We start from the raw sequence: 14,051 nt of genomic DNA on the forward strand, positions 1-14,051 counted from the left end.
AAGGAAAAGGCTGCGCCAGCATGTTAGTGGCACTGTTGCGTTGCAAGCAGGTTGCCGATGAACGGTTGGCTCGGACCTATTTCCTACAAGTGCGCAAGATTGTTCAAGCCATAAAACCCACTTTACTGGCAAAGTCTTCGGCCGTTTCCCTGATTGAAGAGCGTTATGTCCGATTCACTTTTGCCCCGCAGTGCGTTCCTGCGCGGTGCTGCGGCGATCATGCCGTTGTCTCTGGCGACCGCGCCGTGGGGGCTGCTGGCCGGCTCCATGGCGATTGAGGCCAACCTCACCCCGCTGCAAGGGCAGGGCCTGTCGAGCATTGTCTTTGCAGGCGCGGCGCAATTGGTGGCGATTGGCATGCTCAAGGGGGGCGCGGGGATTTTTTCGATTCTGCTGACCACGGTGCTGCTGACCTCGCAGCATCTGTTGTACGGCATGAGCATGCGTTCGGTGATCTCACCGTTACCCGGTCGCTGGCGTCTTGGCCTCGGCTTTCTGCTCACTGACGAGTTGTTTGCGCTGACCAGTCAGCATGACCGGCAACAGTTCAATCGCTGGTATGCGTTGGGCGTCGGTTTGACCTTCTACATTGCCTGGAACCTCTTCACCTTGGCCGGTATCGTTCTTGGCAGCAGTATTCCGGGGCTGGAACACCTGGGCCTGGATTTCTCGATTGCCGCGACCTTCATTGCGCTGATCACGCCCGTGGTGCGCAACGTGCCGACCGTGGTCTGCGTGGCCGCGTCGTTGTTCTGCTCGGTGCTGTTCAGTTATTGGCAGTGGGGCTCGGCGCTGGTGCTGTCGGGATTGGCGGGCATGACCGCAGGGTTCATCTGCAACAAACTGTATCGGGAGCGCACATGATGGTCTGGGCGGTGATTTTCGGCATGGGGATTCTGGTTTTTCTCAACCGCTACGTGTTTCTTGAGCCGCGCCTGCCCGTGCGTTTGAGCAGCAACGTCCGACAGTTTCTCGGCTTCGCGGTGCCGGGCATGCTCACGGCGATCTGCGGGCCGATCGTATTTATGCCGGACAAACACTTGAATCTGCAGTGGGACAATCCCTACCTGCTGAGTTCGCTGGTCGCTATTGGCCTGGTGCTCGCGACACGCAATACGTTGCTGAGCATGTTGTTGAGCATGGCGTTCTTCTTTTTGCTGCGCTGGTGGTTGTAAGTTGTCCGCTTGAAACTGTTCTACGCTTTAGGGCTGAACGTTTTCGGTAAAAGGGAGGGTGAGTATGACGACTGAGCAAAAACATCCGGAAGCGGATGAAGAAAAGACCGATGAGCCGACGCAAGAAGAAATCGAGCGTGAGAGGCGCAAGGAACAGACCTGGAAGCACGACGATGGCCGAGAACTTTCAGACCCCGACCGCAAGCTGTAAGTGATTCCTATGAAAAAGCCCCGCATGCGCGGGGCTTTTTTGTGGATTCAAAGATCTTCGATCTGGGTGAAATCGGGGTGTGAAGCCCGATATCCCAACGTTCGATCGATCCAGGCGTTGAGCTCGTTGATCATCACCGGCGGGTGGCCGGGATATCCCTCGAGGGTGGTGCGCAGGATGCGTTCGATGTCGGGAACGGCACGCAGGTTTCGGGTCTTGATGTAGTGGCCGATAAAACAGTCGAGTTCAAAGCGTTCTGTCATGGACAGATAGACACACTCCAGGCCACCGACCTGTTTGATTGCAAAATCGTCGCGCAACTTATTTCTCTGCAAGGGCTTGTACAGTGATAGGGAATTCCCGGTTTGTTGACTCTTTGGTCAATTGGTATACCAATCGGAAAGGCGGCGCGCATGCTAGCTGTAGTGCCCGTAAATGTATGTATGGCGTACAAATTGTCAGACAAGCGGTTAGTTCGCTCAAACGTCTGTTTTATTGCCACTGTTTCGTCAATGAAACACCGGTTGTAACGCAGAAGATTCAGCGTGAGAGGCAGTATTGTGGAGACGCCCCACGCCGCGAATTATTTAGGCGACTTTTTCATTTGCTGGCATTTCAGATTGGTCGCTGGCGGTCATTATTCCTGGGTGGTCTCACCGGTAAAGGTATCGCGCCAGTTGAGCCAGCGCCGCTCGAGCATGGCCAGCACGCCGTCGCTGAATTTACCCAGCAAGGCGAGCACGATGATTGCGGCGAGCACGATGTCGGGCCGCGAGGTTTCGCGACCGTCGCTGAGCAGATAGCCGAGGCCTTTGGTGGCGGCGATCAACTCGGCGGCGACGAGAAACATCCAGGCCAGACTCATGCCGCTGCGCAAACCGGTGAACAGGCCGGGCAGGGCGGCGGGCAGCAGAATGCGTCGTGTCAGTTGCCAGCGGCTGAAACCGTAGATGCGCCCGACTTCCACCAGTTTGCGATCAATATTGCGGATCGCCGCGACGACGTTGACGTACACCGGAAAGAACGCGCCGATGGCGATCAGGACAATTTTCGAGGTCTCGTCGATGCCCAGCCACAGAAGCAACAGCGGCACCCAGGCAAGGCTCGGGATTGAGCGCAACGCGGCGAACGTCGGCTCCAGATAAGCTTCGGCTTCACGGCTCAAACCGACCCAGGCAGCAAACACCAGCGCGAGGCTGGCGCCGATGGCGAAGCCAATCAACACGCGAATCAGGCTGGCGCCGATGTGTTTCCACAACGCTCCTTCGGCAAGGTCGGTGAGGGTCAATGCGATCTCGCTCGGGGCCGGCATTTGGTAGGACGGTAGCCAGCCGATGCGTACGATAATTTCCAGGACGATGACGATCAGCACCGGCAACGCCAGGCCTTTGCAGCGGCGCTGCCAGCTCGGATTGAGGGCGGTGGCGCGCCGTGGCCGCAAGGCAAGTTGCGCCGGCAGGTCTTTGCTTTGAATGGTCATGGTTTGGCTCCGCTCACAACGAATCCGCGACGGGCGCGGATTCGCTGTAAGGCTGATCGTTTACTGGCGAGCGACGGCTTGTTGAACACCGCTGTCGAGCAGTTGGTCGATGACTTGATCGACATTGACGCCACGGCGCACCAGTTCTTCGGAAACCAGAATCGGCGCCGCAGCCTTAGAGGCCACCACGTCGTTGGGTGTCAGTTGTGGGCTGCTCAAATCGGTGCGCGACAGTTGCAACTTGGCAACGTCGAGCGGCAAACCGGATTCCTTGGCGAGCAGGGCAGCGAACTCTTCAGGATTTTTCAATGACCATTCACGCGCCTGCTCGTAGGCCTTGATCACGGTGTCGATAGTCTGCGGATGCTCTTTGGCGTATTGCTCGGTGACGCTGACGACTCCGTAACTGTTAAACGCCGGGTTGCGATACAGCAATCGCGAGCCCGCCTGCACCTGGCTGGCAGCCATGTGTGGATCGAGCCCGGCCCACGCGTCGACGTCACCCTTTTCCAGTGCGGTGCGGCCGTCCGGGTGTTGCAAGTGAACCAACTCCACATCGTCCTTTTTCAGCCCGGCCTGTTGCAGGCTGCGCAAGGTGAACAGGTACGGATCGGTGCCTTTGGTGGCGGCGATTTTCTTGCCTTTGAGGTCGGCGACCGATTGGTACGGGGAATCTTTGCGCACCACTAATGCCGTCCATTCGGCGCGGCTATAGACGTAGACGGATGTGATCGGACTGCCGTTAGCGCGGCTAAGCACCGCAGCGAGACTGGCGCTGGAGGCAAAATCGACGCCGCCGCTGTTGAGGTATTCCAGCGAGCGGTTACTGCCCTGACTCAACACCCAACTGACTTTGGTTTGCGGCAGGGCTTTTTCCAGAAAGCCGAAATGCTTGAGGACCAGGCTCACTGGCGAGTAGTAGGCGTAATCCAGATGGACTTCGGCCGGAGCGGTTTCAGCGGCATGGGCCAGCGGTTGCAGGCTCAGGGCCATTGCGCCAGCGGCCAACAGGGTCTTGAAGCGGGTTAACGGGAAGAACGAGGTCATGGGGCGCTCCGGCAAAGGCACAGGGTTCTTATGTCCAAAAATATATTTCTGATGAATGCTTCCTGCATGAATGGAATATTGCAGGCTCTGTGCCATGCGTGCCGGAGCCCCGGTTTATAAGGCTCTTGACGTTTTAAAAGGCAAGCTCAGTGTTGCGTGGTGAACAGTGTGGAGGGGCACTGTTGCAGGGCGAACAGTCTGCGTCGGCAGCGATGAGCTTATGCATTATTCGAATTTCAAAAGCGCTAATTGAGAGCGTTATGGTCTATGCAATTTCCGTTGCAGGACTCGCCATGAAGCTTTCCCGTTTTGTTCGCAAGGCGCTTTGCGCCGCGCTGTTTATCTCGCCACTTTCCTACGCCGCCGAGCCTGTGGTTCTGCACGTCGGCGATCAGAATTACTACAACATCCGCGCTTCGATAGAAGCCTCGGGTGTGTTGAAAGATGCGCCTTACACGGTCGACTGGAAGCATTTTCAGGCCGCAGCACCGCTCGCCGAAGCCCTGCAAACCGGTTCGCTGGACCTGGGCTTCCTTGGTGATTCAGGATTTCTGTTTCTCGCCGCAAAACAGGCCCCGGTGAAACTGATCGGCGTGTCGCGGCAAAATCCGGACACGATTGCTTTGCTGGTGCCCAAGGATTCACCGGTCAAAACCATCGCTGATTTGAAGGGCAAGAAAGTCGCCTACTGGCCCGGCGCCTGGAGCCAGCAACTAACCTTGCGCGCGCTGGAGCAGGGCGGTCTGCCGGAAGACTATGTCGACTTCGTCAAACTGATGCCGATCGACGCGGCGGCTGCATTACCGCAGGGCAGCATCGATGCGTTCCCTGTGTGGGAGCCGTACATTTCCCAGCAGATTGTGTTCTCAGGTGCGCGGCCGATTCTCACCGCGAAAAATCTGATGCCGGGACTCAGCGCGATTGCCGCGTCGACGCCATCGATCGACAGCAAACGTGAGGCCATCGCTGATTTCCTCGTACGTTTGAAGCAGGCGCGCGCGTGGGTCGACAACCACACCGACGAGTACGCCGACCTGTGGGCGAAGAAGGCCAACCTTGATCAGCAGGTGTCGCGGCACTGGTTGCGCCAGGCGCACATGAGCGTCGGGCCAGTGGATCAGCAGGCCGCAGCGGATCTGCAAAGCACTGCCGACTTCCTGTTCAAAGTAAAAGCATTGCCATCAGCACTGAGCACCGCAGGGATAATCGATACATCCTTCCAGCAAGCCTTGGCGAACTGAGCGAGCATCTGAACCAAACACTGTGTACCTTATCCAGCCTCGGCTCGCAGATCGGAGCGCAGGGACGGAGAAAGGCGAGGGAGTTTTGCCAATCGAAAACATGACCGGCGCGGTCGGACTCAAGGCAAAACATGACATCCGTATTCAAACTCATCGGTGCAGCCGCCATCGCTCTCGGGCTGGCTGGCTGCATCGCCGCGCCCATCGAAATGACTGCGCAAACCGAATCCCGCCTTCAGGCTCAGGCGCCGGTGCGCTTTCTGCTGACCTTCGATGACGGGCCCAGCGCTTCAAGTTTCTGGAACCCGTCAGCAACGGTGCTCGACAGTCTCAAGGACAACCCTGTGCAACCCGGTATCAAAGCCGTGTTTTTTGTCCAGACCCGCGCACCCCGGGCCGGTAATAGCGAGATCGGGCGCGGCATCATGCGGCGCGAGTATGCCGAAGGGCACATTCTCGCGTTTCACACCGCCACCCATTGGCACACCAACCATCGCTCGCTTGATCCCGAGGAACTGGAAGAGTCGCTGACCAACGGCACGGCGGATATCGCCGCCATCACCGGCGCGCCACCGACCTTGCTGCGTCCGCCATTCTGGAACTTCGACAAACGCACTTTCGCCGCCTATCAACAACATGGCTTGCATGTTTTGCTGACGGACATGAGTGCCAATGATGGAAAAATCTGGGGTTTCAATGCCAGCCCGAGGCGTCGGGCCAACATGCTGCGACAAATGTCGGAAGTTCGCGAGCGCGTCGCTCTGGGTGAGTTTCCCACCGTGGATGGGGTGATTCCTGTGGTGGTGACCTTCCATGACCTCAATCGCTATACCGCACGACATACGCGCGAATACCTGCAAATCCTCATCGACAGTGCGGCGGCTACAGGCGTGAAACTGGCGGACAAGCCGTTCTATGATGATCACGCTGCGTTGCAGAACGCCGCTCTGGCGCGCACGGTTGCAAAGAGCTCGGAACCGGTGAATTTGCCCGGCATCTGGAACTGGATCTGGGATGGCGATGCTCACTGAGAGGGTTCTTGAGAAGTGTGACCCGCTTGGCATATTTGTGTCGCGCAAGACACAAATTGCTCATCTATGCTCTACCGATCGGATTGATCCATCGCCTGCGAGGCGTTCGCCCATGCTTGCCATTACCGACATTTGCCGCATCGTCGAGTCAGGCTTTCCTGCGCTTAAATGTGATTGCACGCCTTCGGCGCAAGGGCTTCTGCAGATCAAGGTGTATGAGCCGCAAAGCGGGCGAGTGGATTTGCTCCTCAACGGTGTTTCGCCGGAACATCTCGTCACGATCCGTGACATTTCCAACTTCATTGGCGAGCTACGCACTGAGATGAGTGCGGGTCGCCGTGCATTTGCAGGTTGAGCGTTTACAGACGTCGTTGAAATGCCCGAACAATGCGCAACGTCGCGGCACTGGTGCTCAGGTTTTGCACCGAATCCAGCGGGTGCCAGATGCAATCGATGATTTCGTTTTGCGGTCGGACGTCGTCGATGTTCAGCACTGAGGCTTCGTAGACGTGGTGCCGCGTGCTGCCGCTCTGCAGTTCCATCAGATACAACACGTCTTCGGCGTTCAGCCCGGTCTCTTCCTGCAGCTCGCGTACAGCCGCGTCCGCCCGGGTTTCACCAGGCTCGACCTTGCCGCCGGGCAATGCCCATTGGCTGTGGGGCTTGCGCACCAGGAGAATGTGACGATCCTGTTCGCAAATGACGGTGGCACGTACTTTCATTTGTTACCTGTTTACTGCTTGTCATAAAACTGAAATGAAACTGCAATATTCGAGCCGGGCCCGCAACTAAAGGTTCCGTGGAAGTTTGGAGCGTTCGCTGGGACTGAAAGTGCCGACTGGCCGGTTTCGCGACGTTCGGTTGGTACCTCATTTGGCGCAGGGTGTAAGGTAAAAGCGTGAGGCTGAAACCCACCGTCAGCGAAAAGGAGGTGCCCATGAGCATGCCTGTGATGAACAAGATGCACATGAACGGCTACGACGTACTCAGCGTAAACAACGGCCCGTGGCGGGTTTGTACCCAAGGCGATCGGCTGGCGTCATTTGCTAGCAGGGAGGAAGCGCTGGCGTATGCCGCGGCACTTCCTGGCTACAAAAAACGCTCGGTACGCGGACAAAGTCACATCGCCGAGTGATGAGCGGTAATCAATGAGCCCCGGCATTTGTCGGGGCTTTTGTTTAGGGGGGAAAGAAGGGCCGGGTTTCAGTGAACTTTGGTACGGCTGATCGCGCGTGCCTTCACTTCTTTTGCATACAGTTGCAGGCGCTCCTCGTCGCTTTGCAAAACCTCGCAGGATCTCAATACCGTCTGCGCGTCGGCTTCGTTGCCGGATTTGCGCAGTTGTTCGGCGATACGTTTGAGGTCGACGGCCGACCATCTCAAATCCGATGCAACACTTTGCAGGTCGCGCTGAAGTTCGTGTTCGTATTCATTGAGCCGCATGATCATCTCCAGGACGTTCTCGGTAGAAAAGAGTAGTCGCATTTTTCGCGGTTGGCGCAAGGCCTGTCAGTCTTCGGACTGAATGGATGTAAAAAATTGTCCAATCGTCGTCCGGGGCTGATTGCCACGATGGATGTCCACCCAGTTACGGGTTACATTCGCTTTTTTTCAGAACAGGGCATTACAGATGCGGATATGGATCGGGAGTTTGACGTTGGCCATGTTGGCAGGTTGCTCGTTGCCGGCGTCGCTGGTACCGGGTGAGCCGAATGTCAGCAAGACCAGTGCAAAGGTCCCCAAAGACTATGCCGCATGTGTATTACCGTTGTGGCAGCAGGACGTGGCCAAAACCACGCAGACGTCCATTTCCAACGGCTATCGCATTACCGCGCCGAGCATCATCACCGCCGATGAAATTCTCGACATTGTCAAATACAAGGATGGCAGCCGGGTGTCGCTGTATCAGGGGCCGCCTTGGGCCAAGTCCGGCTCGCTGCGCAAATCGGTGCGTGATTGCCTGTAACGACTGTCGCGTTGATCAAAAAGCAGAAACCGGAACGACGGTTTCTGCTTTTTTTTGGCCTGTCGCCAGCGGTGCTCAGTCGCAGAGGTTGGTCAGCGGGATAGTCCCGACGTTGCCCTTTTTCTCGCGGCGATCCTGAATCCAGTCTTGCACTTGCTGGCCAACACTCAGTGGATTTACCCGCCGGCGGCTGATCGCGTGAGCGCATTGGCGGCGGCGGATCCGATGATTCCTGTGGTTGCGTAATGCGCGGTGACAGTTGCGTACGCGGGTTTCCTGTCGTGTGCACTAGGCTTTTGAGGGCCGGTCGATCGTCAGGCCGGCATGACCTTTGAAGGAGCCTCGGATCATGGATGATCTGGTCAAAGACGTTATTCCGCTATTGCAGTACCTGATTCCCGGTTTTTTATCAGCGTGGATTTTTTACTCGCTGACGGCGTTCAAGCGGCCCGATACGTTCGGGCAGATTGTGCAGGCGTTGATTTTTACGTTTGTGATCCACGGGGCAGTGTTGGGGATTGGGGCAATCTGTTTGTGGGTGGGTTCGAAGGGATTTTCTGTAGGCAAATGGGACGCCAAGGCCGAAATCGCATGGGCCTTTGCTTTTTCTCTGCTACTCGGATTTTCCGCCTGTTATCTGGCCATCAATGACAAACTGCATGCATGGTTGCGTAGCAGAAACGTAACGAAACAATCTTCTTATCCCAGTGAATGGTTCTGCGCATTTGCACAGTATGAGCGCTTCATCACCCTGCATTTGAGTGACGAAAGGCGCGTCCTGGGCTGGCCGGTCGAGTGGCCACGCGAATCCGCCAATGGGCAGTTCGTCATGCAATTTCCGCGTTGGCTCGACGATGATGGCCAGCCGACATCTTATGGTGCGGAGTTTTTGTTGATAGATTCCGCGAACGTCAAATGGGTTGAGTTCAGCCCGTCATCAGAGGGATCCTCATGCCGACCGCCAGAGCACCACAACTCATGCCCAAACATTTAGAACGCCTTTTCATCGGACCGGACGGCAAGATGCTGGAAGTACCATTGATCAAGGGACCGAGTGCGCCGCCACCGCTTAAGCGCCGCAAAGCACGATAGATCCCTCAGCCCCAACCCTCCGCCACTGCCCGGCGAATCGCTTCCAGCAACATCGCAAATGCCGGGTTGTCGTTGTTCTCCCGCCAGATCAGATGCAACTCGCTCTGCACCCCTTCGCCCAGATCGATATCGCGAAACACCACATTCTTGAACACCACACTGGTCGCACAGCGCGGTACCAGCGCCAGGCCCATGCCGGCGTTGACCAATGCCAGAATCGTCAACGATGACCCCAGCCACTGCACATAGTCCGGTGCGACCCGGGCCGAACGCAGCATGCCGGTCAGCAGTTCGTTGAACGGCGGATATGCCGCATGGGAGTACATCAGAAAGGGTTGTTTATCCAAGTCGCTGACCGACACTTCGGCTGCGCTTGCCAATGGGTGAGCGCTCGGCACCGCCAGCACAAACGGCTCGCGCACCAGGCATTCGGTGGCATACCCCGGTTCCAGCAGCGGCGCGCGGGCGATGCCCAAGTCGATGCGGCGGGCGCGCAGCGCTTCGTGCTGTTGGTAGGTGTTCATCTCCGACAGATCGATTTTCACTTGCGGCTGTTTCAGGCGCGCCTCGGCGATGACCTTGGGCAAAAATTCATACACCGCGCTGCCGACAAAACTGATGTTCACCGAACCGATATCACCTTCGGCAAACCGTCGGGCAGTGACGGCGGCTTGCTGGGCGCGCTCCAGCAGGTTCTGTGCTTCGATGAAGAACGCCCGGCCTGCGGCGGTGAGCGCGACGCTGCGGGTGCTGCGAGTAAACAGTTCGAAACCGAGGTGATGCTCGAGCAACTGAATCTGCCGGCTCAGTGGCGGCTGAGTCATGTTCAGTCGTTCGGCGGCGCGGCGAAAGTTGAGTTCGGTGGCGACGGTGGTGAAGCAGCGCAGCTGAGTGAGTTCGAACATTGATCTAATCCAGGTATCAATCGAATGCCAAGTTAGATTAGACGGGATCAATGATCGCCGTCCATGATCGACCCATCGCTTCACGCCATCCCTAAAAAAACAAGATCGGGAGTCGCCCCTTGAAAACCCTCCAGAGTCCGCTGGACGTCACGGTTCTCGCCCGTGCCGCCGCCAAGGTCAAGCGCCACGTGCTGCCACTGTTCGTGGTGATGTTCATCGTCAACTACATCGATCGGGTCAACATCGGTTTTGTGCGCAGCCATTTGGAAACCGATCTGGGCATTGGTGCTGCGGCCTACGGGCTCGGCGCTGGCTTGTTCTTCATTGGCTACGCGCTGTTCGAAGTGCCCTCCAACATGCTCCTGCAGCGCTACGGCGCGCGGGTCTGGCTGACGCGAATCATGTTCACTTGGGGCGCCGCCGCCATGGCCATGGCGTTCGTCAGAGGCGAAACCAGTTTCTACGTGCTGCGCTTTATTCTCGGCGCGGCGGAGGCGGGGTTCTTTCCGGGGATCATCTATTACTTCACCCAATGGCTGCCTGCCTCCGAGCGCGGCAAGACCATGGCGGTGTTCCTCAGCGGTTCGGCGATTGCCTCGGTGATCTCCGGCCCGGTGTCCGGTGCGCTGCTGCACATCAGCGGCCTGGGCTTGCACGGTTGGCAGTGGATGTTCCTGATTGAAGGCGCGGCGTCAGTCGTGCTCTGCGCATTCGTTTGGTTCTGGCTGCAATCACACCCGCGTCAGGCCAAATGGCTGACCGAAGAGGAGCGCGAAGCGCTGGTGGCCGCAATTGCTGAAGAGCAACGTGCCCGTGAAGCGGTGCAGGTCGCCAAACCGTCGATGTTCAAGCTGCTGGCCGATCGGCAGATTGCGCTGTTCTGCTTCATTTATTTCTCCATCGCTCTGACCATTTATGGCGCCACCTTCTGGCTGCCAAGCATGATCAAGAAGATGGGCAATCTCGGCGACTTCCAGGTCGGAATGCTCAACTCGATTCCATGGATCATTTCGATTGTCGCCATGTACGGCTTCGCAGCGGTGGCCGGCAAATGGAAATTCCAGCAGGCCTGGGTCGCCCTGACGCTGGTGATCGCCGCCATCGGCATGTTCATGTCGACCACTGGCGGGCCGATCTTCGCTTTCGTCGCGATCTGTTTCGCCGCTATCGGCTTCAAAGCTGCTTCGGCGCTGTTCTGGCCGATTCCGCAAAGCTATCTGGATGCGCGCATCGCCGCTGCGGTGATCGCTCTGATCAATTCCATCGGCAACCTTGGCGGCTTTGTGGCGCCGACCGCGTTCGGCTTTCTTGAGCAAACCACCGGCTCCATCGAGGGCGGCCTGTATGGCTTGGCAGGCACATCGTTGATCGCTGCCGTAGTGATTTTCTTCGCCCGCACGGCACCGAGTGCCAAAGGCAAAACCCCGTCAAAGCCCCATGACAAGGCCGCCGTTGTCGCGACGGCTAACCCGGCTGCGAGCCACTGAATTGATTGTTGATCTGTCAGGAGCGTTATCTTGAAAATCACCCGCGTAACCGTGACCCCGATTGCTTTCCGTGATCCGCCGTTGCTCAACGCCAGCGGCATCCACGAACCCTTCGCCTTGCGCTCGATCATCGAGATCGAAAGCGACAACGGCTACATCGGCCTCGGCGAAAGCTATGGCGATGCCCCGGCGCTGGCGATCCAGCAGCAATTGCAGGCGCAGCTGATCGGCCTGGATCCGTTCAACCTCAACCAATTGCGCGCGATCGTGCAAGCCACCGTCGCGGCCAACAAACCGGCAAGCATTGCGGGTGCTGAACTGGCGCCCGGTTCCCACGCCAGCAAGGCTGTGAGCAATGCTTATTCGGCGTTCGAAGTGGCCTTTCTCGACTTGCAGGCGCATTACCTGAACGTGCCGCTAGTGGACTTGCTCGGTGGCGCGATTCGCGATGAAGTGCCGTTCAGCGCTTACCTGTTCTTCAAGTACGCGCAGCACGTGGACTCACCGTACAAACCGGACAACTGGGGCGAGGCGCTCAGCGAGCAACAGATCGTTGCGCAGGCCGCGCGGATGATCGAGGCCTACGGGTTCAAGAGCATCAAACTCAAGGCCGGCACGTTGCCGCCGGAGCATGAAGTGGCGTGCATCAAAGCCCTGAAACAAGCCTTCCCCGGCTATCCGCTGCGCATTGATCCGAACGGCAACTGGTCGATGGAAACCTCGATTCGCATGGCCGAATTGCTCGGCGATGATCTGCAGTATTACGAAGACCCGACCCCGGGTCTGGACGGCATGGCCGAGCTGCACAAGCGCACTGGTTTGCCGCTGGCGACCAATATGGTGGTCACCGATTTCGACGAATTCCGCCGCAGCGTGGCGCAGAACAGCGTGCAGATTGTTCTCGCCGACCACCATTACTGGGGCGGCCTGCGTGATACGCAGACGCTGGCGAAGATGTGCGATGTGTTCGGCGTGGGCGTGTCGATGCATTCCAACTCGCACCTGGGCATCAGCCTGATGGCGATGGCGCATGTGGCGGCAGCGGTGCCGAATCTGGATTACGCCTGCGACACGCATTACCCATGGCAGGAACCGGATGAGGAAGTGATCAAGGGCGGCAAACTGCCGATTGTCGATGGCTGCGTGAAGATCACTCGGGCGCCGGGGCTTGGGCTGGAGCTGGATCATGATCAGTTGGGCAAGCTGCATGGTCAGTACCTGACGTGCGGGATTCGTCAGCGTGATGATGTGCGGCAGATGCAGCGCTATAAGCCGGATTGGAAAGCGGTTAAGCCGAGGTTTTGAGGTCGTCTGTGCCGGAGCAAGCTCGCTCCCACAGGGGATACGCATTCCAAAGTGTGGGAGCGAGCCTGCTCGCGATTGGCGTCCTCTCGGTTACAACGTTTCTACCAGCCAATCCCGAAACGCTTTCAGCGACGGCAAATTCTCATTGCGCGGCGGATACACCAGGTAATAGCTGCGCCGACTGGTAATCGGCTGGCCCAATTGCAACAGCTCACCGCTGAGCAATTCATCCTCCACCAGAATCCGCGGCACCAACCCCACACCAATATTCGCCCGCACTGCCTGAATCAAGTGCGAGGTCATCTCGAAACTCGGGCCGATGCGCATGCTGCGGTGAGGCAAACCGTGATGGCTGAACCATTCGGCCCACGCCTGCGCATTGCTGCTGACATTGAGCAGCAGTTGCCCGGCGATGTGCGCTTCGGCATCGTCGCGCTCGGCAGCCGAGAGCTGCGCACTGGCAATCACCACCAGTTCTTCGGTGTGCAAGGGCAGGGCGGTGAGCCCCGGCCAGTCACCACCGCCCACACAAATGGCTGCATCGATTTCACTGGTATCGAAGTCAATCGCTTCGATGCGCGAATGCAAATGCACGGTCATGCCCGGATGCGCGGTATAGAAATCCTTCAGGCGCGGCAGCAGCCATTTCGAGCCAAAGGTCGGCAGCGTCGCCAGGCGCAGACTGTGGATGCCGGAACCAAACGCCATCGCCTGCAAGGTGGCACTGCGGATCTGCCCCAGCGCCTCCGCCAGTTCGCGCTGATACATGCGCCCGACATCGGTCAGCACCACTTGCCGACCTTCGCGAGTGAACAGGCGCATGCCGAGCATCTTCTCGAGAATCTGCACCTGACGGCTGACCGCACTTTGCGTCAGCGACAGTTCATGGGCGGCGCGGGTGTAGCTTTCGTGACGCGCAGCGGCTTCGAAGGCGAGTAATAGCGACATGGATGGGGTGAGCGTGCGCGGATTCATTCGTAAAAGTCATGGATAGTGGGTGGATTTTACGGTTGTCCCAATGCCTGGCAACAATGAACATGGGCGTCATGAGATGGCGGAGCCTGACGCAATCATTCATTGCGTACAACTGTTCACCGCCACACGGCCCGAT

The 14,051-nt window shown here is 58.0% G+C and carries 18 protein-coding genes; 11 read left to right on the forward strand and 7 right to left on the reverse strand.

The window, feature by feature from the left end:
* Positions 1–165 precede the first annotated feature (165 nt).
* From ACQ4OE_RS09785 to ACQ4OE_RS09795, 3 genes are all read left to right on the forward strand, one after another.
* A complete protein-coding gene (locus ACQ4OE_RS09785) occupies positions 166–864 on the forward strand; it encodes an AzlC family ABC transporter permease (protein WP_430946512.1) in 699 nt (232 codons plus the stop codon).
* Complete coding sequence (locus tag ACQ4OE_RS09790; RefSeq protein WP_430946561.1) at positions 864–1,175, forward strand: AzlD domain-containing protein; 312 nt, start codon at positions 864–866, stop codon at positions 1,173–1,175. The genes ACQ4OE_RS09785 and ACQ4OE_RS09790 overlap by 1 nt, the downstream gene beginning before the upstream one ends.
* Positions 1,176–1,239: 64 nt before the next feature.
* Positions 1,240–1,386 carry a hypothetical protein gene (locus ACQ4OE_RS09795; RefSeq protein ID WP_163005231.1) on the forward strand — a complete coding sequence of 49 codons (147 nt, stop codon included), beginning with the start codon at positions 1,240–1,242 and terminating at the stop codon, positions 1,384–1,386.
* Between the two features lie 47 nt (positions 1,387–1,433).
* Here the strand turns inward: ACQ4OE_RS09795 and ACQ4OE_RS09800 are convergent, their stop codons facing one another.
* The 3 genes from ACQ4OE_RS09800 to ACQ4OE_RS09810 form a co-directional block, all read right to left on the reverse strand.
* Positions 1,434–1,706, reverse strand: a complete 273-nt coding sequence (locus ACQ4OE_RS09800; RefSeq protein WP_430946513.1) for a hypothetical protein — start codon at positions 1,704–1,706, stop codon at positions 1,434–1,436.
* A 317-nt stretch (positions 1,707–2,023) separates the two neighbouring features.
* On the reverse strand, positions 2,024–2,866 hold the full coding sequence (locus ACQ4OE_RS09805) for an ABC transporter permease (protein ID WP_430946514.1): 843 nt from the start codon (positions 2,864–2,866) through the stop codon (positions 2,024–2,026).
* A gap of 60 nt (positions 2,867–2,926) precedes the next feature.
* On the reverse strand, positions 2,927–3,913 hold the full coding sequence (locus ACQ4OE_RS09810) for an aliphatic sulfonate ABC transporter substrate-binding protein (protein WP_430946515.1): 987 nt from the start codon (positions 3,911–3,913) through the stop codon (positions 2,927–2,929).
* A gap of 293 nt (positions 3,914–4,206) precedes the next feature.
* Here ACQ4OE_RS09810 and ACQ4OE_RS09815 point away from each other — a divergent pair, with 293 nt between their 5' ends.
* From ACQ4OE_RS09815 to ACQ4OE_RS09825, 3 genes are all read left to right on the forward strand, one after another.
* A complete protein-coding gene (locus tag ACQ4OE_RS09815) occupies positions 4,207–5,154 on the forward strand; it encodes an ABC transporter substrate-binding protein (RefSeq protein WP_430946516.1) in 948 nt (315 codons plus the stop codon).
* Positions 5,155–5,285: 131 nt separating this feature from the next.
* Complete coding sequence (locus tag ACQ4OE_RS09820; RefSeq protein ID WP_430946517.1) at positions 5,286–6,185, forward strand: polysaccharide deacetylase family protein; 900 nt, start codon at positions 5,286–5,288, stop codon at positions 6,183–6,185.
* Between the two features lie 112 nt (positions 6,186–6,297).
* Positions 6,298–6,540 carry a DUF1652 domain-containing protein gene (locus ACQ4OE_RS09825; protein ID WP_122594302.1) on the forward strand — a complete coding sequence of 81 codons (243 nt, stop codon included), beginning with the start codon at positions 6,298–6,300 and terminating at the stop codon, positions 6,538–6,540.
* A 4-nt stretch (positions 6,541–6,544) separates the two neighbouring features.
* Here the strand turns inward: ACQ4OE_RS09825 and ACQ4OE_RS09830 are convergent, their stop codons facing one another.
* Positions 6,545–6,907 carry an NUDIX hydrolase gene (locus ACQ4OE_RS09830; protein WP_122594211.1) on the reverse strand — a complete coding sequence of 121 codons (363 nt, stop codon included), beginning with the start codon at positions 6,905–6,907 and terminating at the stop codon, positions 6,545–6,547.
* 215 nt (positions 6,908–7,122) lie between these two features.
* Here ACQ4OE_RS09830 and ACQ4OE_RS09835 point away from each other — a divergent pair, with 215 nt between their 5' ends.
* Complete coding sequence (locus ACQ4OE_RS09835) at positions 7,123–7,320, forward strand: DUF2188 domain-containing protein (RefSeq protein WP_122594212.1); 198 nt, start codon at positions 7,123–7,125, stop codon at positions 7,318–7,320.
* A gap of 68 nt (positions 7,321–7,388) precedes the next feature.
* Here the strand turns inward: ACQ4OE_RS09835 and ACQ4OE_RS09840 are convergent, their stop codons facing one another.
* The gene (locus ACQ4OE_RS09840) at positions 7,389–7,628 is read right to left on the reverse strand and encodes a hypothetical protein (RefSeq protein WP_008085812.1); all 240 of its coding nucleotides are present in this window, start codon (positions 7,626–7,628) and stop codon (positions 7,389–7,391) included.
* A gap of 187 nt (positions 7,629–7,815) precedes the next feature.
* Here ACQ4OE_RS09840 and ACQ4OE_RS09845 point away from each other — a divergent pair, with 187 nt between their 5' ends.
* Together ACQ4OE_RS09845 and ACQ4OE_RS09850 are read left to right on the forward strand one after the other, a co-directional pair.
* Positions 7,816–8,151 (forward strand): hypothetical protein, encoded by a 336-nt coding sequence (locus ACQ4OE_RS09845; protein ID WP_122594213.1) that lies wholly within the window; start codon positions 7,816–7,818, stop codon positions 8,149–8,151.
* Positions 8,152–8,500: 349 nt separating this feature from the next.
* Positions 8,501–9,145, forward strand: coding sequence for a DUF6338 family protein (locus ACQ4OE_RS09850; protein ID WP_430946518.1), 645 nt, complete (start codon positions 8,501–8,503; stop codon positions 9,143–9,145).
* Between the two features lie 103 nt (positions 9,146–9,248).
* Here the strand turns inward: ACQ4OE_RS09850 and ACQ4OE_RS09855 are convergent, their stop codons facing one another.
* Positions 9,249–10,148 carry a LysR substrate-binding domain-containing protein gene (locus ACQ4OE_RS09855; RefSeq protein WP_430946519.1) on the reverse strand — a complete coding sequence of 300 codons (900 nt, stop codon included), beginning with the start codon at positions 10,146–10,148 and terminating at the stop codon, positions 9,249–9,251.
* A 119-nt stretch (positions 10,149–10,267) separates the two neighbouring features.
* Here ACQ4OE_RS09855 and ACQ4OE_RS09860 point away from each other — a divergent pair, with 119 nt between their 5' ends.
* Both ACQ4OE_RS09860 and ACQ4OE_RS09865 read left to right on the forward strand, forming a co-directional pair.
* A complete protein-coding gene (locus tag ACQ4OE_RS09860) occupies positions 10,268–11,635 on the forward strand; it encodes an MFS transporter (protein ID WP_430946520.1) in 1,368 nt (455 codons plus the stop codon).
* A gap of 30 nt (positions 11,636–11,665) precedes the next feature.
* Positions 11,666–12,940: a glucarate dehydratase family protein gene (locus ACQ4OE_RS09865; RefSeq protein ID WP_430946521.1), complete on the forward strand. Its 1,275-nt coding sequence runs from the start codon at positions 11,666–11,668 to the stop codon at positions 12,938–12,940.
* Positions 12,941–13,030: 90 nt separating this feature from the next.
* On the opposite strand, the gene ACQ4OE_RS09870 is transcribed toward ACQ4OE_RS09865, so the two are convergent.
* Positions 13,031–13,915, reverse strand: coding sequence for a LysR substrate-binding domain-containing protein (locus tag ACQ4OE_RS09870; protein ID WP_430946522.1), 885 nt, complete (start codon positions 13,913–13,915; stop codon positions 13,031–13,033).
* Positions 13,916–14,051 lie beyond the last annotated feature (136 nt).

It is taken from the genome of Pseudomonas sp. WC2 (assembly GCF_050586545.1).
Classification (GTDB): Bacteria; Pseudomonadota; Gammaproteobacteria; order Pseudomonadales; family Pseudomonadaceae; genus Aquipseudomonas.

Bases quoted from the DNA above. Each gene is read 5' to 3' on its own strand.
- ACQ4OE_RS09815 (WP_430946516.1), top strand. From the start codon at position 4,207: ATGAAGCTTTCCCGTTTTGTTCGCAAGGCGCTTTGCGCCGCGCTGTTT.
- ACQ4OE_RS09870 (WP_430946522.1), bottom strand. From the start codon at position 13,915: ATGAATCCGCGCACGCTCACCCCATCCATGTCGCTATTACTCGCCTTC.
- ACQ4OE_RS09835 (WP_122594212.1), top strand. From the start codon at position 7,123: ATGAGCATGCCTGTGATGAACAAGATGCACATGAACGGCTACGACGTA.
- ACQ4OE_RS09805 (WP_430946514.1), bottom strand. From the start codon at position 2,866: ATGACCATTCAAAGCAAAGACCTGCCGGCGCAACTTGCCTTGCGGCCA.
- ACQ4OE_RS09785 (WP_430946512.1), top strand. From the start codon at position 166: ATGTCCGATTCACTTTTGCCCCGCAGTGCGTTCCTGCGCGGTGCTGCG.
- ACQ4OE_RS09830 (WP_122594211.1), bottom strand. From the start codon at position 6,907: ATGAAAGTACGTGCCACCGTCATTTGCGAACAGGATCGTCACATTCTC.
- ACQ4OE_RS09850 (WP_430946518.1), top strand. From the start codon at position 8,501: ATGGATGATCTGGTCAAAGACGTTATTCCGCTATTGCAGTACCTGATT.
- ACQ4OE_RS09845 (WP_122594213.1), top strand. From the start codon at position 7,816: ATGCGGATATGGATCGGGAGTTTGACGTTGGCCATGTTGGCAGGTTGC.
- ACQ4OE_RS09825 (WP_122594302.1), top strand. From the start codon at position 6,298: ATGCTTGCCATTACCGACATTTGCCGCATCGTCGAGTCAGGCTTTCCT.
- ACQ4OE_RS09820 (WP_430946517.1), top strand. From the start codon at position 5,286: ATGACATCCGTATTCAAACTCATCGGTGCAGCCGCCATCGCTCTCGGG.
- ACQ4OE_RS09840 (WP_008085812.1), bottom strand. From the start codon at position 7,628: ATGCGGCTCAATGAATACGAACACGAACTTCAGCGCGACCTGCAAAGT.
- ACQ4OE_RS09855 (WP_430946519.1), bottom strand. From the start codon at position 10,148: ATGTTCGAACTCACTCAGCTGCGCTGCTTCACCACCGTCGCCACCGAA.
- ACQ4OE_RS09795 (WP_163005231.1), top strand. From the start codon at position 1,240: ATGACGACTGAGCAAAAACATCCGGAAGCGGATGAAGAAAAGACCGAT.
- ACQ4OE_RS09790 (WP_430946561.1), top strand. From the start codon at position 864: ATGGTCTGGGCGGTGATTTTCGGCATGGGGATTCTGGTTTTTCTCAAC.
- ACQ4OE_RS09810 (WP_430946515.1), bottom strand. From the start codon at position 3,913: ATGACCTCGTTCTTCCCGTTAACCCGCTTCAAGACCCTGTTGGCCGCT.